Source organism: Draconibacterium sp. IB214405, assembly GCF_033963885.1.
Classification (GTDB): Bacteria; Bacteroidota; Bacteroidia; order Bacteroidales; family Prolixibacteraceae; genus Draconibacterium.
In genome coordinates, this window is record NZ_JAXBMA010000002.1 from 480219 (window position 1) to 506894 (window position 26676).

General features: G+C 40.7%; 18 protein-coding genes. 15 read left to right on the top strand and 3 right to left on the bottom strand.

Going from position 1 to position 26676, the window contains the following annotated elements; translation table 11 throughout:
* The first annotated feature begins 44 nt into the window (after positions 1-44).
* The 9 genes from SLH46_RS08445 to murI all read left to right on the top strand — a co-directional run bounded on the left by SLH46_RS08445 (position 45) and on the right by murI (position 13748).
* The gene (locus tag SLH46_RS08445) at positions 45-812 is read left to right on the top strand and encodes a DUF6089 family protein (protein WP_320280732.1); all 768 of its coding nucleotides are present in this window, start codon (positions 45-47) and stop codon (positions 810-812) included.
* Complete coding sequence (locus SLH46_RS08450) at positions 812-1555, top strand: isoprenyl transferase (protein ID WP_320280733.1); 744 nt, start codon at positions 812-814, stop codon at positions 1553-1555. Before SLH46_RS08445 ends, SLH46_RS08450 begins: the two co-directional genes overlap by 1 nt.
* A 4-nt stretch (positions 1556-1559) precedes the next feature.
* Positions 1560-4259 (top strand): outer membrane protein assembly factor BamA, encoded by a 2700-nt coding sequence (gene bamA / locus SLH46_RS08455; RefSeq protein ID WP_320280734.1) that lies wholly within the window; start codon positions 1560-1562, stop codon positions 4257-4259.
* 65 nt (positions 4260-4324) lie between these two features.
* A complete protein-coding gene (locus SLH46_RS08460; RefSeq protein ID WP_320280735.1) occupies positions 4325-4837 on the top strand; it encodes an OmpH family outer membrane protein in 513 nt (170 codons plus the stop codon).
* Positions 4838-4950: 113 nt separating this feature from the next.
* Positions 4951-5475, top strand: a complete 525-nt coding sequence (locus SLH46_RS08465) for an OmpH family outer membrane protein (protein ID WP_320280736.1) — start codon at positions 4951-4953, stop codon at positions 5473-5475.
* Positions 5476-6018: 543 nt separating this feature from the next.
* On the top strand, positions 6019-9258 hold the full coding sequence (locus SLH46_RS08470) for a SusC/RagA family TonB-linked outer membrane protein (protein WP_320280737.1): 3240 nt from the start codon (positions 6019-6021) through the stop codon (positions 9256-9258).
* A 28-nt stretch (positions 9259-9286) separates the two neighbouring features.
* Positions 9287-10753, top strand: coding sequence for a SusD/RagB family nutrient-binding outer membrane lipoprotein (locus SLH46_RS08475; protein WP_320280738.1), 1467 nt, complete (start codon positions 9287-9289; stop codon positions 10751-10753).
* A gap of 318 nt (positions 10754-11071) precedes the next feature.
* Complete coding sequence (locus tag SLH46_RS08480; protein WP_320280739.1) at positions 11072-12907, top strand: glycosyltransferase; 1836 nt, start codon at positions 11072-11074, stop codon at positions 12905-12907.
* A gap of 13 nt (positions 12908-12920) precedes the next feature.
* On the top strand, positions 12921-13748 hold the full coding sequence (gene murI / locus SLH46_RS08485) for a glutamate racemase (RefSeq protein ID WP_320280740.1): 828 nt from the start codon (positions 12921-12923) through the stop codon (positions 13746-13748).
* A gap of 12 nt (positions 13749-13760) precedes the next feature.
* Here murI and SLH46_RS08490 read toward each other — a convergent pair whose 3' ends face one another.
* The 3 genes from SLH46_RS08490 to SLH46_RS08500 form a co-directional block, all read right to left on the bottom strand.
* Complete coding sequence (locus SLH46_RS08490) at positions 13761-14858, bottom strand: phosphotransferase enzyme family protein (protein WP_320280741.1); 1098 nt, start codon at positions 14856-14858, stop codon at positions 13761-13763.
* A gap of 73 nt (positions 14859-14931) precedes the next feature.
* Positions 14932-15834, bottom strand: coding sequence for a nucleotidyltransferase family protein (locus tag SLH46_RS08495; RefSeq protein WP_320280742.1), 903 nt, complete (start codon positions 15832-15834; stop codon positions 14932-14934).
* 61 nt (positions 15835-15895) lie between these two features.
* Entirely contained in the window at positions 15896-16408 is a 513-nt protein-coding gene (locus SLH46_RS08500) for a gamma carbonic anhydrase family protein (protein ID WP_320280743.1), read from the bottom strand.
* 366 nt (positions 16409-16774) lie between these two features.
* On the opposite strand from SLH46_RS08500, the gene SLH46_RS08505 reads away from it, so the two are divergent.
* The 6 genes from SLH46_RS08505 (at position 16775) to SLH46_RS08530 (ending at position 26585) form a co-directional block, all read left to right on the top strand.
* Positions 16775-18616 carry a 2-oxoacid:acceptor oxidoreductase subunit alpha gene (locus tag SLH46_RS08505; protein WP_320280744.1) on the top strand — a complete coding sequence of 614 codons (1842 nt, stop codon included), beginning with the start codon at positions 16775-16777 and terminating at the stop codon, positions 18614-18616.
* A gap of 3 nt (positions 18617-18619) precedes the next feature.
* Positions 18620-19666 (top strand): 2-oxoacid:ferredoxin oxidoreductase subunit beta, encoded by a 1047-nt coding sequence (locus SLH46_RS08510; protein ID WP_320280745.1) that lies wholly within the window; start codon positions 18620-18622, stop codon positions 19664-19666.
* Between the two features lie 128 nt (positions 19667-19794).
* A complete protein-coding gene (locus SLH46_RS08515; protein WP_320280746.1) occupies positions 19795-20388 on the top strand; it encodes an RNA polymerase sigma factor in 594 nt (197 codons plus the stop codon).
* Positions 20389-20519: 131 nt separating this feature from the next.
* Positions 20520-21521, top strand: coding sequence for a FecR family protein (locus tag SLH46_RS08520; RefSeq protein WP_320280747.1), 1002 nt, complete (start codon positions 20520-20522; stop codon positions 21519-21521).
* 151 nt (positions 21522-21672) lie between these two features.
* Complete coding sequence (locus SLH46_RS08525; protein ID WP_320280748.1) at positions 21673-25008, top strand: TonB-dependent receptor; 3336 nt, start codon at positions 21673-21675, stop codon at positions 25006-25008.
* Between the two features lie 20 nt (positions 25009-25028).
* Complete coding sequence (locus SLH46_RS08530; RefSeq protein ID WP_320280749.1) at positions 25029-26585, top strand: RagB/SusD family nutrient uptake outer membrane protein; 1557 nt, start codon at positions 25029-25031, stop codon at positions 26583-26585.
* Positions 26586-26676: the final 91 nt, after the last annotated feature.

Here is a 26676-nt window from a genome sequence, read left to right on the forward strand (position 1 = left end):
ACATGTCTGAAACCATTGTTAAATAGACTAAATTGAATACCAAGATGAAGAAATTACTATTGGTGTTTGTTACAGTTTTACTAACTGTTTCAGTACATGCACAAAAAACAGCTGACATCGGAATCTGGGGAGGTACATTAACATCAGTTCATGGCGACATGGATGAGGATGCCCCGTTCCAAACGTTCAATTTAAATTTTGGGGCTTATTTCAGGTATAATTTTAATGCCCGTGTAGCTTTACGTGCTATGTTTCTAACCGGGAGTTTCTCGAGCGAGGGAGCAGTTGAAAGTTCACCCTGGGAGTTTGATAAAACTGTTCAGGATTTAACGCTGCAGGCAGAAATAAATTATCTGAGGTATATTCTGGGAAAAAGAAAACTACGGTTTAGTCCTTATGTAACATTCGGAATTGGGGTGGCATATTTTCCATATACGTTTAAATCGGTGGAAATTGCAGCATTTAATCCCGATCATCCGGAGCTGGTTTACAATACAGCAACCGGGCAACTGGTTGTTACGGACTACGAAGAATCGGTTGTAACACCTACAATTCCTTTTGGTATGGGATTTAAATATACCATTGGCGACCGCTTAGGAGTAGGAGTTGAGTACCAGATGCGAAAATACATGAGCGATCAATTGGATGATCTGAACGATCCGTTAGCATATGTAAATGGATTCGGTGAAACTGTCACTTACAATGATGGTTCGCATAATAACGACTGGGCAGGATATTTAGGGGTACATCTCACATATATGATTTTTATAGGCAAAAAGGCTTGCCCGGCCTACGATGCTAAAAGTTGGTAATGAAAACAGTTGACAAATTAGATAGCAACAATATTCCAAAACATATTGCCATTATTATGGATGGCAACGGAAGGTGGGCCGCCAAACATGGCAAACCCCGCGTTATGGGACATGAGAACGGTGTTGAAGCCGTTCGTTCTGTAGTAGAGGGAGCCGGAGAAATGGGCGTTAAACACCTTACTCTTTATGCATTTTCCACCGAAAACTGGGACCGCCCAAAAGAAGAAGTTGAAGCATTGATGGGACTTTTGGTACATGCGATTGAAGCCGAAACCGAAGAACTGAATAAAAACAATGTTCGACTAAGCGTGATTGGGGATGTTGATTCGATGCCCGAAAATGTACAACTTAAATTGAAGGGGTGTATTGAAGCCCTAAAAGAAAATACAGGTTTAAACCTGGTACTGGCATTAAGTTACAGTGGCAGATGGGATGTACTTAATGCTGTAAAAAAACTGGCCGACGATGTGGCCAACAACAAGATTACACAAGAAAAAATAAATAACGAACTGTTCCAAAATTATTTGTCTACTTCAGAATTACCCGATCCGGAACTGCTGATCAGAACCAGTGGTGAATACCGGATTAGTAATTTTTTGTTGTGGCAGATTGCTTACTCTGAATTGTATTTTACAAATAAATTGTGGCCCGATTTTAGAAAGGAAGATTTATTGGAAGCCATTATTGATTATCAGAACAGAGAGAGAAGATTTGGAAAAACAAGTGAACAGTTAACGAGCTAATTTTATGAGCAGAATCAAAAGACCATTAGTCGCCTTTTTATTCCTTTTTGTAGTGTTTGTACCACAGCTTTTTGCACAAGAAGCAGACAGTACAAACTTTTCGATCTACTATTCGAGCGCGCGGAATTATACCATTGCAGATGTTCAGGTATCGGGAATTCGGTATCTCGACAAAAACGTATTAATTCAGCTCTCGGGACTTAAAGTGGGAGACGAGATAATGGTACCTGGAGACGAGATTACGCTGGCCATTAAAAAACTTTGGCAGCAAGGACTTTTTTCCGATGTAAAAATACAGGCAACCAAAGTTGTGGGAAGTCAAATTTGGATAGATATTTATCTGCAGGAACGACCCCGACTGGCCGATGTAAATTTTTACGGCGTATCGAAGTCGGAAAAGGATGATATTACCGAAAAAGTATTGCTGTTAAGAGGAAGTCAGATCACGGACCACCAGGTAAACAGTGCCGAACGTACCATCATGAACCTTTTCCACGGAAAGGGATTCCTGAATACGGAAGTAAACATTGTTCAGCGCGACGATACTACACAAAACAACAGCGTTGTTCTCGATATCTATGTCGACAAGAAAGAAAAGGTAAAAGTTAACAACATTGAGATTGAAGGAAACGAAGCACTTTCGGATATCACCTTAGAGCGCTCGATGAAAAAGACCAACGAAAAATCGTTGCGAAACTTTTTCAGAACCAAAAAATTCCTTCAGGAAGAGTACGACAAAGATCAGGCCAACGTGATTGATAAATACAATGAGAAAGGGTATCGTGATGCGATAATCGTTAAAGACTCGATTTATCAGGTAGAAGTTGGACGAAAAAATAAACCACGTGTGAATATCGACCTCGGTGTTGAGGAAGGAGATAAATATTATTTCGGAGATATTCGCTGGGTAGGTAATACAGTTTATCCGTCAGATTATCTGGATTTACGTCTTGGTATTAAAAAGGGTGACGTATTCAACCAAAAAATTCTGGACAAGCGCCTTTTTGATAATGACGAAGGATTGAACAACGTATACCTCGACAGAGGATACCTGTTCTTTAACCTCGATCCGGTAGAAGTAAATGTAAACGGCGATACCATTAATTACGAGATGCGTATTTACGAAGGAAAGCAAGCGACAATTAACGAGGTTCGTATTGTTGGAAACACAAAAACACACGAACATGTTGCCCGTCGTGAACTTCGAACTTATCCGGGAGACCTTTTCAGTAAAACATTGTTAATGCGTTCGTACAGGGAATTAGCGCAGCTTGGTCACTTCGATCCTGAAGCGATTAATCCTGATGTGCAACCGCACCCGGAAGACGGAACAGTGGATATTGAATACCAACTGCAGGAAAAAGCAAACGACCAGATCGAACTTTCCGGAGGTTGGGGAGCCGGTATGTTTGTTGGGTCGGTTGGTTTAAAATTTGCCAACTTCTCGGTACGTAACATCTTTAATAAAGAAGCATGGCGTCCACTGCCAACTGGTGACGGACAAACATTGAGTCTGCGTTACCAAACCAGTGGTAAGTACTATAGAACTGTTAGTTTATCATTTATCGAACCATGGTTAGGCGGTAAAAAACCTAATTCATTCTCTGTTTCGTTATCACATTCGCGAATTAACTACAGTGCCAACCGATATACTCAAAGTTATAACCCCTACGGTTACGGAAGTAGCTACGGTTATTCGCCTTATGGTTACGGAAGTAGTTATGGTGGTTATGGTTATTCGCCTTATGGATACGGCTACGGTGGCTACGGATATGGTACGCAGTACCAATATAATTACGACTCGGAAGACGGCGATGAAGACGATGATCAAATCTGGGAAACTACCGCGTTGGCGTTAGGTTACGGATATCGTTTGTCGTGGCCTGATGACTATTTTACCGTTTATCACGAATTGTCGTTAGAGCACTATAACCTGCGCAACATGGGTAGCATGTTCTACTTCATGGCCGACGAAAACGGAGAAGTGAACGGCACATTTAATAACCTGAGTTTTAAAACGGTATTTGGCCGTAGTTCGGTTGATAATCCGCTGTATTCAAGACGTGGATCGAATATCTCGCTGGCCTTAAAAGTAACACCACCTTATTCGTTGTTTTCGGACAAAGATTATTCGGATGATAATATCACAAACGAAGAGCGTTACAAATGGATAGAATACCACAAATGGTTGTTAAAAGCACAGTGGTTTACTCCGCTTACCAACCCGGGAAGTGAACATACACTGGTGTTAAGAACAGCGCTGGAAATGGGATTCCTTGGTTATTTCGATTCAGGACGTAAATCACCATTCGAAGGATTTATCGTTGGTGGATCGGGAATGTCGGGTTACAACATTTACGGTACCGATTATATTGCATTACGTGGTTACAAAGACTATAGTTTGAGTCCGAACAACGGATCGAACATGTATTCGAAGTTTACCTCGGAAATTCGTTTCCCGATTACCCTGAAACCAAGTGCAACTATTTACGCACTGGCTTTCCTGGAGGCGGGTAATGCAGGTATTAGTTTCCAGAATTATGTACCATTTAAATTACACCGTTCGGCGGGTGTTGGTGTACGTATTTTCTTACCAATGTTTGGTTTAATGGGAATCGACTGGGGATATGGATTTGACGATGTGCCGGGTGTTACCGATGCAGCAGGAAGTCAGTTCCACTTCGTAATCGGTCAACAGTTCTAGTAAAAAATGGCTTTGGCATAAAATATGATAGACAAAAAGCAGTTTAACTAAAAAAGAAATTTGCCATGAAGAAAATTATTTTATCGATTGCAGTAATACTTTCAGTTACATTATTTGCTAATGCGCAGAAATACGCATTTATCGATTCGGAATATATTATGGAAAACATTCCATCGTTTACTGCTGCCCAGGAGCAACTCAACCAGTTATCGTCGCAATACCAAAAGGAGCTGGAGTCGATGCATGCTGAAATTGAACAGATGTACCAGGATTTTCAGGCAGAAAGTGTTTTGCTGTCAGAAGATATGAAACGCAAACGCGAGGATGTGATCATTACAAAAGAAAAAGACTATAAAACCTTACAACGTAAATACTTTGGCCCAAGTGGCGACCTGTTTAAAAAACGCCAGGGATTGATTAAACCTATTCAGGACGATATTTTTAATGCCGTTCAGGAAATTGCCACCGATGGTAGTTACGCAGTTATTTTTGATAAGTCGGGCGATGCCACGTTGTTTTACACAAATCCGCGCTACGATTTAAGCGACGAAGTGTTAAGAAAACTGGGCTATAAATAGATAAAAGTTTCCGTTTTTATATAGAATGATTCAATTCAAAACAGTTGTTCATTTTAACTAATAATTAGTATTAAATACTATATTTGCAAGCAAAAATTAAGACCACATTGATTATGAGAAATTTAATGAAATTAATGGCAGTGCTAGTGATCACTGTAGCATCATATACAGCTGCCAATGCACAAACTTTAAAATTCGGCCACATCGATCTTCAGGGTTTGGTACAAGTAATGCCTGAAAGAACCGCTGCTGAAGCTGAGTTTAATACGTTTCAGGGTGAATTAGAAGAAATTCTTGGCGAAATGCAGAAGGATTACCAAACAAAACTTGCAGAGTTTGAGGCATTGGGAGAAGAAGCATCAGATATTAAAAGAAATGCAAAAATTGCTGAAATTCAGGATGTACAACAACGTATTCAGAATTACCAGGTAACTGCTCAACAGCAGGTACAGCAAAAACAAGCAGAACTTTTAGGCCCTGTTTTCGACAAAGCAGAAAAAGCGATTGAAGAGGTGGCTAAAGAACAAGGTCTGATTTATGTTTTCGACTCAGGCGTTAGTAACAGAACAATTCTTTACAAATCGAACCAGAGCGTTGATGTTCTACCGTTGGTAAAAGCTAAATTAGGTATTCAGTAAGAAGCTTAATTTCAAAAAATATTGAAAGCCGTTTATCGAAAGATAAGCGGCTTTTTTTGTATCATCCCCATTAATCAAGTCCTGTTTACACCGTAAATATGCCCTCATCTCAGTCGTTAACTGCAACGTAAAGTCTGGTTTTTCTTTATAATTGTAAGTGATAATTTGTTATTTAGAACAGAATGTAATTTAACGTAGTGCTTAAGGTTCCTTTTTACATTCTTTTAATAATTCGTTAATACAAACATATTGTTTAACAGAATCACTCAAATCCTTGTCATTCAACAGACAAAGTTTTAGAAGTATTTATTGTTTAGTTATTGTGTGCTTTTTCCAAGATGCACTAAATCAGTGTGATACACATTAATTATGACCTATGTTATAAAAAAAGCATAGGTGAAGTAGTAGTATTGTAAATGTCATTACAAAATGTCGGCATAAGTGCAAGAAGGGTGTCAAAATGAAATCTAACGATCAAATTGACATGCACGATGCTTCAAATTGTGAGGAATATTTATTGCGAACTTAAAATAAATTACTTCTATGAAAAAAATTACGCTAATTTTTGCGTATTTGTTATTTATGGTAAGCCTTGTACAGGCACAAACCAAAATAATAACAGGTACGGTAACGTCTGAAGAAGACGGAATGGGTATACCGGGAGTTTCAATCTCCGTAAAAGGTACTACTACTGGAACAATTTCCGATATCGACGGAAATTACACGTTAAAAGTCCCAAATGATGCTCTTGCATTAGTTTTTTCATTTGTGGGAATGCAAACTCTTGAGGTTGAAATTGCCGGACAAACAGTTGTTGACGCTGCTATGGAGAGTGAAAACATTGCGGTTGACGAAGTGGTTGTAACGGCTCTTGGTATTTCGAGAGAAAAGAAAGCACTGGGTTATGCGGTTCAGGAAGTTTCTGGAGACGAGCTGACCAAAGCAAAAGATCCGAACATTGTAAACTCACTGTCAGGTAAAATTGCCGGTGTTCAGGTAACAAGTGCAACTGGTGCTATCGGTGGTTCATCGCGAATCACAATCCGTGGTAACAGCTCATTCAGCAACAACCAGCCTATGTTTGTAGTTGACGGTGTGCCAATCAGTAACTACGGTTCTTCAGTAAGCCAGTGGGGTGGTGTTGACTATGGTAACGGTGCTTCTGACATTGCTCCTGAAAACATCGAATCGATCACTGTGCTGAAAGGTGCTAACGCTGCTGCACTTTACGGTATGAACGCTGCAAACGGTGTGGTACTTATCACCACTAAAAAAGCTAAAAAAGGTAAAGGTTTCGAAGTTCAGTTGAACTCAAGTGTAACTTTCAGCGATGCTTATGTTATTCCTAACTACCAGGATAAATATGGTCAGGGATATTCAGCTTCTGAGTATTACTACAACAATTCAGGAACTGATATGAGCTACCAGGACTGGTCGGATACTTACGGATTTAAGTATGTTGACGGTAATGGTGGTGGTGTTTACGATTTTATGGATGAATCGTGGGGACCTCGTTTGGATATCGGTTTGCAATTGTCGCAGTTCGATAGTCCTGTAGTTGATGGTGCATACCAAAAAACTCCATGGGTTTCGCAACCAAACAACGTAAAAGACTTTTTTGAAACAGGTGTTACAGTTGATAACAGTATTTCAATGCAGACTGCCACTGATAAAGGAGCGACACGCTTATTTTTATCGCGTCAGGATATAACAGGAACAATTCCTAACACCGACATGGACCGCACAACAGCAAGTTTAAATAGTACAATTACTGCAACTGATAAACTTACTGCTCAGGGATCGATCACTTATACGCAAACAAAATCGGATAATATTCCGAGCCAGGGATATACTGCAAATAACGTTATGCAGTCGATTGGTGGATGGTTTGGCCGTCAGGTAAACATGAACTCGCTGAAAGAGAACTGGGATACTTATAACATGCATGGTAATCCATACAACTGGAATACCAACTACCATAACAACCCTTACTGGACTGTGAATAAAAATACCAACGCGATGCAGAAAGACCGTATTTACGGTAACATGACATTGGATTACGAATTAGCCCCTTGGTTAAGCGTAATGGGACGTTTGGGTGTTGACTGGTTCCACTTGTTTACAAAACAAGTTGCTGCCGATGGTTCAAACGGAGTACAGGCCGGTGGAGAATTCTCGCAGGCACAAACATTCCAGCACGAGTTAAATGCAGATTTAATCTTCAGCTTCAATAAACAAATTACAAGCGACTTTGGTGTGAACGGTACGGTTGGTGCTAACTATCGCGATTATAACCGTCATTACTCTCGTTTCTCAGCAAGCTCGTTAACTGTACCTGATTTGTACACAATCGGTAACGTAAGCGGAAATCCAAGTGTTTCTCAGTACGACAGTGATTTGCAATCGAACTCTGTTTTCGGTTCGGTATCATTCGATTATAAAAAATGGTTGTATTTAGATTTAACCGGACGTAACGACTGGAGTTCTACTCTTCCAGCCGATAGCTGGTCATTCTTCTACCCATCAGCAACAATGAGCTTTTTGGCAACCGAGGCACTGCCTATTAAATCTGACATCCTTTCGTTTGCAAAATTAAGAGCAAGTTGGGCGCAGGTAGGTAATGCAACTAATCCTTATCAGTTGTCAATGACATACGTATCAAACTCTCCATACGATGGAACCACTCCTTTCCGCTTGCCTGTAACACTACCGCCAACTGGTTTGAAACCGGAGAAAGTTGTGTCGATGGAGTTAGGAACAGAACTGCGTTTCTTCAACAACAGATTAGGATTGAACGCTACTTACTACGATAAAGTAACCAAAGACCAGATTATGCAGGTTGACATCAGCGATGCAGCCGGTTACGATGCAGTAATGATTAATGCCGGTGAGATTGAAAACAGTGGTGTTGAGTTGGAGTTGATCGGTCAGGTACTGAAATCGAAAAAAGGTTTGAACTGGGAAGTTGTTCTGAACTGGGCGAAAAACAAAAACACAGTTAACGAATTATATGCCGACCTTGCAAAATACCAGATCGGTAGTTCGTGGGGTGCTGTTACCATCGAAGCAATTCCTGGTGAGGCATTTGGTGTGATCAAAGCTTATTCATACAACAGAAACGACAACGGCGATATCGTAGTTGCTTCGAACGGTTTGCCAACTCCCGGATCAGCTCCGGAAATTGTTGGTAATGTAATGCCTGACTGGATTGGTGGTATTAACAACTCTTTCAGCTGGAGAAACTTTAACGCCAGTTTCCTTATCGACATGCGTATGGGAGGAGATATCTTCTCTGTTACTGATTGGTTTGGTGGTATGTCGGGTGTTACTGAAGAAACTGCACAAATGGCTTCGCGCGAAGGTGCTGAAGGGTACAATATCCGCGAGGTTGGTGTTGTTGTTGGTCAGGACGTATTAAAAGACGAAACTGTTGTTAAAGCTGACGGAAGTACAAACGACATCGTTGTTTCAGCACAGGATTACTACGAAAGATACTGGGGAATTGAAAAAACCGGTATGATTGACGGTAGCTTTGTTAAACTTCGCGAAGTAACTTTTGGTTACACACTTCCTGCAAGCTTACTTGATAGAGTTGATTTTATCAAAAGTGCCAATATCTCGTTTGTTGGTCGTAACATGGCCATTCTGTGGACACATAAATCCAACGATGTTGGAATCGATCCTGAAACAGCTTTCGGTACAACCGAGTCAGGTATGGGTATTGAGCAATACCAGCTTCCTGCAACCCGTAACTTAGGATTCAAATTGAGTGTTACATTTTAATTCTGTTCACTATTAAAACTGAAACATCATGTTAAAATTTAAAAATATAAAATTTAGTATCGTGCTGTTGCTTATTGCGGCGATAGTATCGTGTACCGGTGATTACGAAGATATTAACACCGACCCGAATAATCCGACTACTGTGCCGGCAACCAACATTATGGCATATGTATTGAATAACTTTACATCGAATACTTTTAGCCTTTCTGCCATTGGTGCCGGAACGCTGGGATATTCAAACCAGGTTGGTAAAATTCAGTATCCTGAAGAGTCGATTTACGAATTCAGGGAAGGAACTTTTAACTCGTATTTTGCTACTGTTTACCGTAATCAGCAAAACCTGAAACAGGTAATTACTCAATCAGAAGAAGCCGGTGATGTAAATATGGTTGCAGCAGCAACAACTTACAGTGCTTATATCTGGTTAATTGCTACCGATATGTGGAGAGACATTCCATTCACTGACGCTTTGGGTGCAGAAGAAGGAGTGTTGTCGCCAGCTTACCAAACTCAAGAGGAAATTTATCCTGCTTTGATGGCGATGTTGGAAGAAGCTAACACTATGTTTAATCAGGGTGCCAGCGATGCATTGGGTAGCGGCGACATTTTATTTGGCGGCGATACCGGTTTGTGGCAAAAATTTGCAAACAGCTTACGTTTACGTATGGCTTGTCGTTTAATGGATGCCGACGCAGCTACTGCAAAAAGTGTAATTGAGCAAATCACCGGTAATCCTTCAACTTATCCTGTTATTGCATCAAACGACGAGAATGCTTATTTCTACTGGTCAGGTGCCGATCCATATTACGAGCCATTTTACTCGAACAAAGAAGTTAGTGCCCGTGACGACCACGGTGTGGCTGATGTACTGATCGATCAATTAATTGCTTTTAATGATCCTCGTCTGCCGGTTTATGCAAAACCAGCTCAGAGCGATGGCGAATATCGTGGTGTAATTGTTGGTGCCGAACTTGGAAGTTTCAGCATGAGCGATATTTCACGAATGGGAGCACGTTTCCGTGAAGATGCTGCCGGATTTTCTCCATACATGAACTTTGCTGAAGTTAACTTTATCGTTGCTGAAGCTGCAGCAAGAGGTTACAGCGTTGGAACAACTGCCGAAGATGCATACAAGGCCGGTATTACGGCTTCGTTGTCAGAAAACGGAATTGCCACAGCAGATATCGAGGCTTACCTTGCTCAGGACGAAATTGCTTATGGCGATGATATGGATCAGATTTATATTCAGAAATGGATTTCACTGTTTAAAAATGGTCAGGAAGCTTGGGCCGAAACACGTAGAACTGATGTTCCGTTGTTGGCAGCAGCACCGGATGCTTTCTATATCGGTCACAGCCGTCCGCCTTTCAGACAGCCATATCCAACCAACGAATACAACCTGAATACTGAAAACATTAAACCTTTCTGGGATCAGGTAGAAGATCGTTTGTGGGGTAAACAAATGTTATGGGATGTTCGCACAGGTGTGAATTAGCACCATTTTCATATGAATAAATTTTAGTAATGGGGACACGCTGAAAAGCGTGTCCCTTTTTTATGCCATAATATTTAAGTAACAGTAGAAAAGTTGGTTACACAAAAGAGTATCGATTTGAGGATTACCTTATTACAGCCTTTTTATAGCCTTTGTCTATTCAAGGAAAGCCATTTACAGGGCTTTTTATTTTAAAACATATTGGATTGATAATAGATAAAAACTATATTTATTGAACTCAAAACTATCCGTATAATCGATTGCTCGGATGATACGGAACACGATGAAAACCAGAGATCTAACTAAAATAAACATATGATGGCAGCGAAGTTAAAAAAGGAGAACGAACAGCAGGAGCATATAGATAAGCCTACATTATTTGAAATTGCCTGGGAGGTTTGTAACCAGGTAGGAGGGATTTATACGGTAATTCGCTCGAAAGTGCCGACCGTGATGAAAAAATGGGGGCATCAAAATTATTTTCTTATCGGGCCTTATTTTGCTGAACAAGCCGCTGCCCATTTTGATCCGGCAACCGATTTTTCGAGTCCTATCGGAAAAGCTGTTCTTGAAATGCAATCACGCGGATTCGAGGTGTATTACGGTCAATGGATTGTTTCCGGACGTCCAAACGTAGTGCTGTTTAACCCTTATTCGGTTTACGACAAATTGGAAGAAATTCGATATTATCTTTTCAAAGATTATAATATTTCAGTTCCTGAAGGAGACGAATTGCTGGATAAAGTAGCAGCTTTCGGATTCCAGGTAAAAGAGTTTTTCCATTACCTCTGCGGAACCGGAGTTTGCGATTCGAATGTAATTGCGCACTTCCACGAGTGGATGGCCGGTATTCCAATTCCCGGAATCAGGAAATCGAACCTGAACATTAAAACTGTTTTTACAACGCATGCAACTTTACTGGGCAGATACCTGGCAATGAACGACCATGAGTTTTACAGCCACCTTCCGTTTTATAACTGGGAGGAAGAAGCACGCAAGTTCAATGTGTTACCAATTGCCCAAATCGAACGGGCTTCGGCACATGGTGCCCATGTTTTTACCACCGTGAGCGAAGTAACGGCCAAAGAATGTACGTATTTACTCGGACGAACACCGGACCTGCTTCTGCCAAACGGTTTGAATATTGAACGTTTTGAAGCCATACATGAAGTTCAGAATCAACACGTACAAATTAAGAAGAAGATTCATGAATTTGTAATGGGGCACTTTTTTCAGAGTTATTCATTCGACTTGGATAAAACGCTTTATTTCTTCACTTCAGGCCGCTACGAATATCAGAATAAAGGTTACGATCTTACGCTAGAAGCACTGGCTCGCTTAAACTGGAAAATGCAGCAGGCCGGAACCGATATGACGGTGGTTTCGTTCTTCATAACCAAACGCCCGTTTTATTCTTTTAATCCCGAGGTGTTGCAGTCGAAAGCCCAAATTGAGGACGTAGCGCGAGTTGTAGAAGAAATTCAAAAGCAGGTGGGCGACCGCCTTTACAAAGAAATAACTGCAGCAACCGGCGCATACGAATTCCCCGATTTAAAAGCTTTGGTTGATGATTACCTGAGATTAAAGTTACGGCGAAACGTACAAAGCTGGAAAACGCAAAACTTGCCAAAGATTGTTACACACACACTGGTTGACGATGCTAAAGACGAAATTCTGAATTTCTTGCGCACGTCGAATTTGGTAAATAACCGTCACGATAAAGTGAAAATCGTATATCATCCGGATTTTATTTCAACAACGAACCCATTATTTAAAATGGATTACACGCAGTTTGTGCGTGGTTGTCACCTCGGAATATTCCCAAGTTTGTACGAACCATGGGGATACACTCCGCTTGAATGTTTGGCCAGTGGTTTACCATCGGTTACAAGTAACCTGGCCGGTTTTGGCGACTATGTACAAAACAATATTCCGGACCATGATGAAAAAGGAATGTATATTATTGACAGAACTGACGGGAATTTTCAGCGCGCTGCAGAAGAACTGGCAAACATGTTATTTGAGTTTGTAAATCTTTCACGACGCGACAGGATTGCTTTACGTTATAAATGCGAGGAAGCATCGATGCATTTCGACTGGTCGAATCTTGGGAAATATTACAAACAATCCTACGATTTGTCATTAGAACGATAAAAGACTAATTTTTATGAAATCCTCTCCAATTGGAGTTTTCGATTCCGGGTATGGTGGCCTTACAGTTTTAAAGGAACTGATAAAGTCGATGCCTGAAAACGACTTTTTATACCTTGGCGACAATGCCCGAACACCTTACGGAACCCGATCGTTTGACGTTGTTTACGATTATACTTTGCAAGCTGTGAAATACCTTTTTGCACAGGGATGCCCGTTGGTGATTATCGCTTGTAATACTGCTTCTGCAAAGGCACTACGCAATATTCAAATGTTGGATTTGCCGCACATTGCTCCCGATAATCGTGTGTTGGGTGTAATCCGTCCCAGTGTGGAGAAGGTAGCAGAAATAACAAAAAACGGTCATGTTGGAGTGCTGGGAACAGTTGGTACCGTGGTATCTGAATCGTATCCGATAGAGTTGGAAAAATGGTCGGAAGGTCGAGTGAAGTCAACTGTTCAGGAAGCTTGCCCAATGTGGGTGCCACTGGTTGAAAATAATGAAATAGAAAATGAAGGCGCTGATTATTTCGTGCATAAAAATATTGACGCCATTTTAGCCAAAGATCAATCGATTGACACGCTGATTCTTGGTTGTACGCATTATCCTTTGTTAATCGATCTGATAAAAAAATATGTACCCGAAAACGTAAGTATTTTGAACCAGGGGGCAATTGTAGCCGAGAAGCTTGTTGATTATTTGAAACGCCATCCTGAGATGGAGCAACGCTTGTCGAAAGAAGGAAGTTTGGAGTACCAAACAACTGAGTCGGCAGCTACTTTCGAAAGTAAAGCCGCTCTGTTTATGGGAAGCGAGGTGAACGCGAAAACGGTTCACCTCTAAAATATAATTCTGTTAATTTTTTAATTCAGTAACGCACGATTTTACAAAATCTTCCATTTCCGAAAACTGCTCCTCCATACTTTGTAATAGTTTGTATTGTGCACGTGTGCGAACCAAATTATGGTCTTCGGATTTTGTTTTGTAATAGTTATCGCCGTCAATATAGTCCATCAGAAATCGAAGCACTTGCTCGTAGGTAATATACCGTGCCGAGAATGCCAGGTATTCAATTTCTTTCGGGCTTAAAAATGAGGCCGTTTCTTCCAAATAACCTTTGGCAAAAGCCTTGAAGATTTCCATGTCCATCGAAACATTGTCGAGGTTGGTGTCGTCTTCTAAACCGGTGTTGGTGTAAAAACGCATGGCATCGCCAAAGTCGTTTAGAACGGTGCTGCTGAGTACGGTGTCCAAATCGATAACACAAAGAACTTCACCCTTTTTATCGAATAGAATGTTGTTTATTTTGGTGTCGTTGTGGCTGATACGTGTTGGAATTTCTCCATTTTCTACCAGTTCCCAAAAGGCCAACATTTCCGCTTTTCTGCTTTCAATCCACGAAATTTCTTCGCCTACCAATTCTTTTCTTCCAACCGGATCTTTTGCCAGCACTTCGTCCCACTGTTTATAGCGGTAAGCAATATCGTGAAATCCCGGAAGGATATTAACCAGCGGCTCTTTTAAATCGGCTACAAGTGACTGGAATTTGCCAATGCCTTTACCACCGGCATAAGCCAGCTCAGGAGTTTCTGCAGCTTCGTAAGCGATGGTGTCCTCGATAAAAAGACAAACGGCCCAAAATTCCTCTTCATCGTCAAGAAAATACAGCTTTTCATCTTTTGTTGGAATGATTGTCATTGCTTCGCGCAAAGGATCGCCACCGGCTGCAACAACTTTTGTTTTAATGTGCGAACAAACTTTCTGAATATTCTCCATCATTGACGGGATGGGAGAGAAGATGTTTTTGTTTTTCCGTTGTAAAATATATCGGGGGCCGTTGTTTGTGGTTGTAATTATAAAGGTGTCGTTTATAAAACCCTCACCCAATGGTTTAATGTCTTTTATTTCTGCTTCAAGCTGAAAATGCTGAGCGATACTTATTAAATTCGTCATATATTGATTTAGTGATTATTAAAAATACAAAGCAGGTAAAGGATATTTACCTGCTTTGTAAAATGATGTTGTGTTAATTCCAGAGTTTATGCGGATATACACCGTCTTTAATTAATGTGTTGATTTTATTTACCACTACCGGTTTGTCTTCTTTGTAGGTTACGCCGAACCATGGCGAATTTGCCTCAAGAACTTTTACCTCCACTTCGTTGTCTTCAATCATCTCAAAAACAACAGAAGGGATGTACATTTCCGATTTTGGCTTGTCGATCTCGGTCTCGAGGAACTTTACAAATTTATTTTCAAGGGCAGTAAATACTGATGGATGAAATCCCCAGAAATTCATAGATACTCTTTCGTTTCCTGTCAAAGGAGTTTCCGATCCATCTTCAGCAACGATAGCGGCAGCATCTTCTTTTTTGAATATGTTGTGTGTTTCAACAATCTTTACCAGGTTGTCGTTTTCGTTCAATGTGCACATTCCACGCGAAACCGATCCATGCTCCGATAAGGTATTTTTAAGGTGGTAGCCAATCATCGAAAATGTTTGTTCCTGTACTGAATTATTCAGGAAATCGGCCATAACACGGTAAGCTTTCTCGCCGTAAAAATCGTCGGCATTAATGGCACAGAAAGGCTCGTTAATAACGTTTTTAGCCACAAGGATAGCGTGCGCTGTTCCCCAGGGTTTTTCACGTCCTTCGGGTAGTGTAAATCCGTCAGGTAAATTATCCAGTTCCTGGTAAACATATTCCACATCGATTTTACCACTTAATTTTGCATCAAACTTTTCTTTAAAGGCATCGGCAAAGCTTTCTCGAATTACAAAAACTACTTTGCCAAAACCGGCGCGAATAGCGTCGAAAATGGTGTAATCGATAATTGCTTCTCCATTCGGGCCAACAGGTTCAACCTGTTTTAGGCCTCCAAAACGACTTCCCATTCCGGCAGCCAGTATGAGTAAGGTTGGTTTCATTATTCTAATTTTTGGTTTTTATTTGACTTTTCTTACTACTTCCTTCTCCCGTCTTCCATTTTTACTTGTACCAGCTGGAATACATATGGTAGGCATTCGCAATTCGTTCAACTTCGCCATGCAACAGTTCGGGGCTGATATCTTTGACTTTTTTAGCCGGAACGCCTGCATAAACACTGCCCGATTCAACACGTGTATTTTTAGTTACAACCGAGCCGGCAGCAATTATCGAATTGCTTTCAATTATTGCATTGTCAAGTACCACGGCGTTCATTCCAATCATTACATTGTCTTTAATGGTACAACCGTGCACGATAGCACCGTGCGCAATAGTTACGTTGTTGCCAATGTTAGTCGGACTTTTCTGATAGGTGGCATGAATTGTTGCATTGTCCTGCACGTTTGTGTTGTTACCGATTTTAATGTAATGCACATCACCACGGAGTACCGCACTGTACCAAATGCTACAATTGTCGCCTATTTCAACATCGCCAATAAGTGTTGCTGTTTCTGCCAAAAAGCAGTCTTTTCCAACTTTTGGAGTCTTATCTTTAAGTTCTCTTATAATTGCCATTATCTGAATTGGTTTTAAATAGATTACAAAAATAAGAAAACCAAAAAACTATCACAGAAGTCATTCAAATCTTATTAAATAATGGTTACATTTGCTTTGTATTATGTAGATCGACCTTGATGAAAACCGGTTCTGAAATTATGATTTAGTAGTTTTGGAGTCGTTTTTTTTATGAATTATTCGGACTTAAGATAAAATAGTGATAAATTGAAAAACAGGGCTGTGTACAAAATAAGCAGTTGTGTTTTTCGAAACAGAAATCAAATTTTTTAGAGATGTAACGCGTTTGAATAGTTTTTCGCACAACGGAGTGAGATGAAAAACGAGGTACATCGGATACAGCTTAAAGCTAAAAATTTAAATGAGATGAAAGAAACTAAAGTAATCGAACTGGAAGAAGTTGCCATTAGGTTTTCAGGTGATTCCGGCGATGGAATGCAGCTTACGGGAACCTTGTTTTCCGATACTTCTGCGATTCTGGGAAATGACATTTCTACATTTCCTGATTATCCATCAGAAATACGTGCACCACAAGGTACAGTTGGGGGCGTTTCTGGTTTCCAGGTACAATTTGGTAAAAAGCAAATTAACACACCGGGTGACAATGCTAACGTACTTATTGCTATGAATCCGGCTGCGATTAAAGCGAATGCACGTTTTATGGAACCCGGAGGTACTATTATTTACGACTCCGATTCGTTTACAGAAAAGAATTTGAAAAAGGCAAATTTTCAAACTGATGATCCATTTGCAGAATGCAACCTGGATGATTTCTTTAAAATCCCGGTTCCAATTTCAAGTCTAACAGCTGAAGGTTTGAAAGATTTTGGATTGGATAACAAAAGTGTACTTCGAAGCAAGAACATGTTTGCACTGGGTTTGGTGTGTTGGATGTTTAACCGACCACTGGAATATGTTGAGGAGTTTATTCGCAACAAATTTAAAAAGAAACCGGTTGTTGTTGATTCAAATATAAAGGTGTTACATGATGGTTATAACTACGGTTTAACCATGCAACACATGACTCCGAGTTACCTGGTACACCCGGCCGCTATTGAAAACGGAACGTATCGAAACATAAATGGTAACCATGCCACAGCGTGGGGATTTTTGGCAGCTGCCGAAAAAGCAGGATTGGAACTGTTTCTTGGTTCTTACCCAATTACTCCGGCTACCGATATTCTAACTGCATTGTCGCAGCGAAAAGACCTGGGTGTAAAAACATTCCAGGCCGAAGATGAGATTGCCGGTATTTGTTCGGCAATTGGTGCTTCGTTTGCCGGCGATTTGGCAATTACTACCACTTCAGGTCCGGGGCTGGCACTAAAAGGTGAGGCGATTGGATTGGCTGTTATGGCCGAGTTGCCACTGGTTATTGTAAACGTTCAGCGTGGTGGTCCGTCAACCGGATTACCAACAAAAACCGAGCAGTCGGATTTAATGCAGGCGCTTTACGGACGTAACGGTGAAAGTCCTGTTGTTGTGCTGGCAGCCAGTACGCCATCAGACTGTTTCCATTATGCTTTTATGGCATCAAAAATTGCTCTTGAAAGAATGGTTCCTGTTATCTTACTTACCGATGGTTTCTTAGGAAACGGTAGCGAACCATGGAAAATTCCATCAATGGCCGAAATGCCAACTATTACTCCAAGAATGGCATCGGACAGCGAAGAATTTCAAGCTTATAGACGCGATGCTGCAACATTGGCACGCGAATGGGCCATTCCGGGAATGGCAGGTTTCGAACACCGTATTGGTGGATTAGAAAAGAATGTTACCGGAACTGTGAGTCACGATCCGGAGAATCACCAGGTGAACAGCGAAATCAGAGAGGAAAAAGTTCAACGTGTTGTTGACTTGGTTCCTGATTTGGAAATTTGTGGCGATGAAGAAGGAGGCGATGTATTGGTTGTAAGCTGGGGTGGTACTTTTGGTCATACCGCAAGTACTGTTCGCGAATTGAGAATGGCCGGCAAAAATGTTAGCCTGGCTCATTTTAATTACATCAAACCGCTTCCAAAGAATACTAAAGAAGTGTTCAGCAAATTCAAAAAGATTATTGTTTGTGAGCTGAACCTTGGTCAGTTTGCTTCATATTTGCGAAATGAGTTGCCTGAGTTCACCTACCATCAGGCCAACAAGTTAAAAGGTTTGCCTTTTACTGTAGGAGAATTAAAAGAAAGTATCACTAAACTTTTGGAGGACTAAGCAATGACTGATGTAAAATATACGATAAAAGATTTTAAAAGCGAGAACGAGGTACGTTGGTGTGCGGGATGTGGCGACTTTGCCATTATTAACGCCGTACAAAAAACAATGGCCGGAATGGGAATTCCAAAAGAGAAGTTCGCTGTGATTTCAGGAATTGGTTGTTCTTCGCGTTTCCCATATTACATGAATACTTTTGGTTTCCACACCATTCACGGGCGTGCAACTGCAATTGCTTCGGGTGTGAAAGCTGCCAATCCTGAACTTAGCGTTTGGGTAATGACCGGCGACGGCGACTCAATGGCAATTGGAGGTAACCACTTTATTCACCTGATCAGAAGAAACATTGATATTAATGTGGTGCTGTTCAATAACCGTATTTACGGATTAACAAAAGGACAGTATTCACCAACTTCCGACCGTGGTTTTGTGAGTAAAACATCACCTTTCGGAACTGTTGAAGATCCATTTGTACCGGGGCAACTTGTGCTTGGTGCACGCGGTTCGTTTTATGCGCGTTCAATCGATGGTAACCTGAAATTGAGCCAGTCGGTACTTGAAAAGGCTGCCGGGCACAAGGGAACATCGGTTGTTGAGGTATTACAAAACTGTGTGATCTTTAACAATGGAATTCACACTGCGATTACCGATCCAAATCACCGGGCTGACCGTCAGTTGATTCTTGAGCACGGAAAACCAATGCTGTTTGGTGCCGAGAACGAAAAAGGTTTGGTATTCGAAAACGGTAAACTAAAAGTGGTTAAGCTTGGCGAGAACGGTGTAACAGAAGCCGATATTCTTGTGCACGATGCAACTGAAGTTGATCCTACATTGCATTTGGCATTGATTAACATGGCTTTACCTGATTTTCCTGTAGCTTTTGGTGTAATTCGTGCGGTACCGGCTCCGGTTTACGATATGGAAATGGAGGCACAAATTAAGGAAGTACAACAAACACGTAAAGTAACTTGCGTTGATGACCTGCTAAATTCAGGGAATACCTGGGAAGTTACCGGAAACCCGAACGGTTCAAGTAAAAAATGTCTCTAAGATATAAACGACTATAGATAAGGGCTCTGCACGATTTGCAGAGCCTTTTTTGTTTTAAAAAACACACAACGTTGATTTTAAGTGTCGTATAAATTTCTTTTATTTGTGGCACTAACTAACTACGATCTATGTTCGACATTCAAACTAGCTATAACCTAAAAAAAGGGGATCCGTCAGCTTTTAAAGACGTATTCCGTTTGCTCTATCCCCGTCTCAAAGGATATTGTAAGTTGTTTGTTTCCGACGATAATAAAATTGAAGACCTCATTCAGGAAACTTTTATTACGCTTTGGGAAAAACGAAATTCTATAAAAACAGATCAGTCTGTTGAAAGCTACCTTTTTGTAATCCTTCGGAATAACTGCCTTAATTTTCTACGAAATGAGAAATTGGAGAAGACTACTTTTTCTCTGGAGTTGGAAGAAATAAGTGAACTGCAGTACCTCTATCAGATCGATTTTTTAGGAAAAGAAGAGAAAAGTATGGAGGAGCAGCTTGTTGAGTCATTTCAGGTCGCAGTTGAAGAGTTGCCCGATAAAATGAAACAGGTATTTAAACTCTGTAAAATCGAAGGACGGAAACAAAAAGAAGTAGCTGAAGAAATTGGTATCAGCATAAAAATGGTTGAAAAGCATGTTGCCAAAGCCAAAGAACAGATTCGTAAAAAACTGATCGGTCAATACCCGATGCTCATCATTCTAATTACACTGTTGCTGGACTAACAGGAAAATATATTGGTGGTAAGTGTCTAAAAAAACAGCAATTCTGCTGTTCGGAAAAAATCATTGAAAATAAATTTAATAAAAGGAGGTAGGGTTTTTACACTTTTTGTGTACTCCTATCAGAATACAACATGAAAGAGATAATAGATAAATATTTTGAGGGGCGGGCATCGGCAACCGAGCAGATGCATTTGTTGAAGTGGCTTCGAGTAAAAGAGAATCGCAAAGTTTTTAATAGTTCTAGGTTAGTATGGAATAAGAGTCAGGAGAATAAGTCGCTTCCCGAGGGAAGTGAACAAAGCTGGCTGAATATTCAAGATCAAATGTTGCAAAAAAGTTTCAAAAGATGGCAGTATTCCGATAAGGTGAACCTGTTTATTCGGGTTGCCGCCATCTTCTTTTTTGTGCTGAGTCTGGGAGGAGGAGCTTACATCTTCTCTACAAATAACCAGAAGGAAACATGGTATTCAGAGATTGAAGCTGAAAACGGCCAGGTATCGAAAGTTAAACTGCCCGATGGCTCGATGGTTTGGTTGAATTCCGGATCGAAAATTGCCTACAATAACCGCTTTGCAGAAGGCAACCGCGATGTGAAACTTGAAGGTGAAGCTTATTTCGAGGTGCAAAAAAACGAAGATCTTTCGTTTGTGGTAAATAGCGGAGAGATACAGGTTAAGGTTCACGGAACAAAATTTAATGTTGCGGCTTATCCCGAATCCGAGAATATTGATGTGGTATTGGAATCGGGGAAAGTTCAGCTTTTAAGTCCGGAAGTACCCTCGTTTCAGTATTTCTTAAGCCCTGGAGAAAGAGCTTCATTCGTAAAGTCAAACAGCCAGTTGAATATCAGTGAAGTTAATACAATGAGATATACCTCGTGGAAAGACGGAATACTGAATATCTATAATCAACCGCTTGCAGAGGTGGTGAAACGGCTGGAGAAGCGATACAATCAAGAGTTCGAATATGCTGAGGAGCTAAAGGATTTTCATTTTACGTTCTCGATTAAGAATGAGCCGCTTGATGAGATAATCAGTATAATGGAAAAAATCGCCCCGATAAAAACTAAACAAGAGAATAATGTAATTGTATTTAAACTAGATCAAGAAAAAGTAAGAGAATTGTCGAGATAAAAAAAGCCGAAAGTGCGGCAACACTTCCGGCCCTCATTTACCATCGGCAAACGGTAAATTAATTTATAATTTAAATCAATGTAAAACTATGAAAAAAATCTTAATCCAAGGAAGGGGTATGCCTTCGTTTTGGAGTAAAAGCTTAAAGCTTATGAAACTAACATTTTTGTTTTTAATGGTTGGACTAATGCAAGTTTCTGCTAGTGTTTACAGTCAATCAACCAAACTTACTCTGGCAATGCACAACAAAAGAGTTGTTGAAGTGCTTGAGGAGATTGAGAAACAAACGGAATTTCATTTTGCCTATAGTTCCGAATTGATTGATATGGACCGAAAGGTATCAGTCGATCTGAATGATCAAAAAATCGATGAAATTCTTAATGCCGTATTTGATGGGACCGATGTAAGCTACGTAACTTACGACAGGCATATTATGCTTTATCCGTCGGAGTTGGATAGCGAAAGCGCCGGGAACATTAGTGTGCGGAGCGAGCAACAAAGTGTTTCAGGTATTGTATCCGACGCCGGAGGACAGCCTTTGCCGGGAGTAACTGTTATTGTTAAAGGAACATCGAATGGAACAGTAACCAATACGAACGGTGAGTATTCGTTAAGTAGTGTTTCTGATTCCGATGTGTTACAGTTTTCTTTTGTGGGTATGAAAACTCAGGAAGTAGACATTGCCGGTAAAGCTGTTATAAATATCACAATGGAGGAAGAAACCATTGGTATTGAAGAAGTAGTTGCCATTGGTTACGGTACTTTGCGTAAGCAGGATGTAACCGGTTCAATTTCGAAAACCGAAGGCGAGGAGTTAATCAAAGCTCAGAGTTTTAGCCCGCTTGATAACTTAAGAGGTAAAGCTTCGGGTGTTAATATTTATTCCAATTCATCGCAGCCGGGTGCCTACCAAAGCCGTGTTGTAATTCGTGGTATGTCTACTATCAACTCTTCATCCGATCCGTTATATGTTGTTGATGGTGTTGTAATGGAGAATTTTGGTTTAATGAATCCGAACGACATTGAAAGTATTGAAGTATTAAAAGATGCCTCGGCAACTGCTATTTACGGTGCACGTGGTGCAAACGGTGTAATTTTGGTAACTACCAAACGTGGAAAAACAGGAGCTGAAGGAACTACAGTAAGCTACCAGGGATCAGTTGGAGTTAGCTCAGTTGCCCGTTACATGGATGTTTTGAATGCGCAGGAATGGACCGACGCTTTTATGATCGGTTTGGAAAATGAGAATAACTACATGGGGTATGACTGGTCGCTTGACCGTACCGATTGGTTTACCGACCTAAATTATTTCGATGCACAAGGTAATCCTTTATACGATACCAACTGGCAAAAAGAAGCCACAAGAACGGCTATTTCTCACAATCATCAGTTAAATATTCAGCAGGCCGGTAAAAGCTCATCAACCGGTGCATTCCTGAACTATACCGACCAGCAGGGAGTTGTGAATAACACATACAGCAAAAGGGTAAATGCAAAACTTACGTATGATGGCGAACCTACAAAATGGTTATCTACCGGAGTAAATTTAATGGTTAACCACTCGTGGGGACGTTACACTCCTGAAACCGGTGGTGGACAAGATGCACGTCGTACAATGATTGAGATGTTACCCTGGTTGCCCGTTAGAGATGCCGATGGTAATTACACTACTTCTTCTACTTCTTCGTTGTCTGATACATTCGGATTCGAAGGGATGTCAAATCCGGCAATGATTTTGGATTTGCAGAAAAGGATGAATTACAATACTCAAATCTTTGGAAACGCTGCTTTAACATTCCACCTGATGGAAGGATTGGATCTGAAAACTCAGTTTGGTATCGACAACCATAACAAAACTTACAAAGGTTATTCATCTATTTCGTTAAATAACATTTCAATGCCAAACGGTTGGGCCGATATACAACACACCAATACTTTTTACTGGCAGGAGGAAACTTACCTGACTTACAAAAAGGTAGTGGGTGACCACCGATTAAACGCAATGGCCGGTCTTTCGTGGCAGAAACGTACCTATAACTGGGATCGTTCGCGTACTGAAGGATTTAGCGATGACTTCTACGAATGGTACAATATGGGAGCAGGAACAAATCCATCTTCTCCATCATCAAGTTACAACGATTGGGCAATGAACTCTTACTTTTTAAGAGTTGCTTATACCCTTAAAGACAAATATTCGGCAACAGTAACAGGCCGTTATGATGGTTCTTCAAAATTCGGTGAGAATAATAAATATGCGTTTTTCCCATCAGCAGGTTTAGCCTGGAATGTGTCGCAGGAAGACTTCCTGAAAGACAGCGAACTTATTGACATGCTTAAGTTGCATACCAGCTATGGTATAACCGGTAACTCTGAAATTGGCCCATACAATTCGTTGGCTTCTGTTAGTTCCGGAACCATATTGATGGATGGTTCACGTTCGCCGTATTCATACATCAACTCGTTTGCCAACCCTGATTTGAAATGGGAAAAAACAGCGCAATGGGACTTTGGTGTAAACTTGGGTGTATTTGATAATAAACTCAATCTCGACATGTCGTACTACTACAAGAAAACAACCGACTTATTGCTCGATACACCTCTGCCAACATCTTCAGGTTTTAGCTCGATCTTCAAGAATATTGGATCTGTGAAAAACCAGGGACTTGATATGATGGTGAATGCTACACCGGTTAGCACTGCCGATTTTACATGGAACTCTACATTAAATCTCAACTACAATAAAAACGAAATTCTGAGTCTTGGCGACAACGACGAAGATATTGAAATGAACTACTGGGTTGGAGGTTCAGAGAGTATTTTACGTGTTGGCGAGAACCTGAGTAGTTTCTACGGTTATAAACGACTTGGCGTGTATACCGAAGAGGATTATGAAGCAGGCGAGTGCGACCTGGATCAGGTGGGTAGAGCTAAACGTACAACCGAAAAAGAAATTATTGGTAAGGGAATGCCCGATTGGACAGGTAGTTTTATCAATACTTTCTCGTACAGAAACTTCGATTTAACAGTTGACTTGCAATTTGTATGGGGTGTTGAAACTCTGCAACAGTTTTACCACTCAACTTACGACCGTTTTGGTATTACCAATGGTTTGTCAAACATTCTTTACGATGCATACGATGGTACAAATCCAACTACGATGCAGCAAGCTATTTACCTGACAAACTCTGGTCATGCCGGACAAAATACAACAGTTGATTCGGGCTGGATTGCCGATGGTTCTTACCTGAGAGCTAACCTTATTCAGTTTGGTTACAATGTTCCTACAGGCTATTGCCAGTCGATGGGTATTGCTGCCTTAAGAGTTTATGCGAATGTGAACAATGCATTCTTGTTATGTTCCGACGATTTTAACGGTTACGATCCTGAATCAACATCGCAGGGAAGTAACCAGTTTGGACAAAACATGACATTCTTCTCTTATCCGAGAGCCAGAACATGGACGTTTGGTGTAAACGTAACTTTTTAATGAATTAAATTAGAACGATCATGAAAAAGATAATATTATTCTTATTAGTAGGGGTCTTTGCGTTGACCTCATGCGACGAGTTTCTGGAAGAAAGTCCAAAATCATCTCTTACCGATGTGGATTATTACAAAACCGAATCTCAGGCAACCGAAAACGTAAACTATTTGTACCGCACCGGAGCAACAATCCGGATTGCACATGCATCAAGTGCATATATTGGCTCTAAATCTTCCATTTTTGGAATGTTAACAGGTTATTTTACCAATAGTTACGAAGGTCAGGAAGTAGTGTGTAAATATTCACGTTTGCTTACCCGCCAGGCAAATACAAATGAAATATCCGGGACTTCAGACGATATTTGGGACAACAGTTACCGCACAATTAATGTGGCTAACAATGCAATTGCCAGCATTCCCGGTATTGAAATGAGTCAAAGTGTTGCAAGAACTTTAATTGCTGAGGCTAAATTCTTCAGAGCATTCAACTATTTCTATTTGGTTAAAACATTTGGCGATGTTCCTTTATTGCTGGAGCCTGCAACCTTAGAGAATTTATATCCGGAAAGAACTGCAGCAGCCACTGTTTTCGCACAAATTGAGAAAGATTTGCTTGATGCTGTAGACGACCTGCCTGCACAAACTTTTGCATCAAACGGACACCGTATTACAAAGTATGTGGCTGCAATGGCCTTGGCCGATGTATATTTTTACCAGGGCGATTATGCCAATGCTAAAACCTACGCTAAAATGGTTATCGATTCTCCTCATTCGTTAACAGCTAACAGCGATTTGGCAGAAAACAGTGCATACAATCAATTACGCACTACCGATGATCTGGGTGAGGTAATTTATAGCCTGGAATACGATGCGGGTATTGCGAATAGCTCATGGAGAACAACTTATGCATTTACATCGTCGGCAACAGCTGTTTTCGGAACTTATTCAATTTTTGAAAGAACGTACGGCCCGATCGACCGTTTCCTGAATGTTTATGATGAGAACGATCTTCGTATTCAGCCAAACCAGTTTTTTCACTGGGAATATACCAACCCTACAAATGATAAAACATGGACTGCTCCGGAAGGACAAGCCGGTTGCTGGTATTATTTTGATGAAGATGCCTTGTTGAACACCGGTATCGGAACAAAAGACTGGAACTTCTATCGATTGGCAGAGGCATATTTGGATTATGCTGAATCAATTGCTCAAACTGAAGGTGTAACCGATGAGGCTGCTACATATTTGGCAGAAATTCAGGTACGTGCCAACACTGAAGGTAAAACGGTAGCAGAAATAAAAACTGAATTGTTGAGTTTGTCGAGTCAGGATTTTATTGAAGCATGTTGGACGGAAAGATTGCGTGAATTTGCTTTGGAATTCAAAATCTGGGATGATTGTGTACGCACTCAGAAATTCCCGGTTATCTCTGAAACAGAAAAAGGAAGTGTTACTTATGTTGATTTGATTGGCGCACAGAACGCAGCTGGTGCTACTTTTAAAGAAACCGATTTAGTATTCCCGATTTCGTTAAACGAATTGCAACGTAATCCGAATCTGACTCAAAATTCCGGTTATTAATGGTGATTGCATAGATAGTACAACATCAGCATTTTTGTGTTATGGCTATCAGGTGAACTTGTAATGAAGATACCTGGCATAATAACACGGT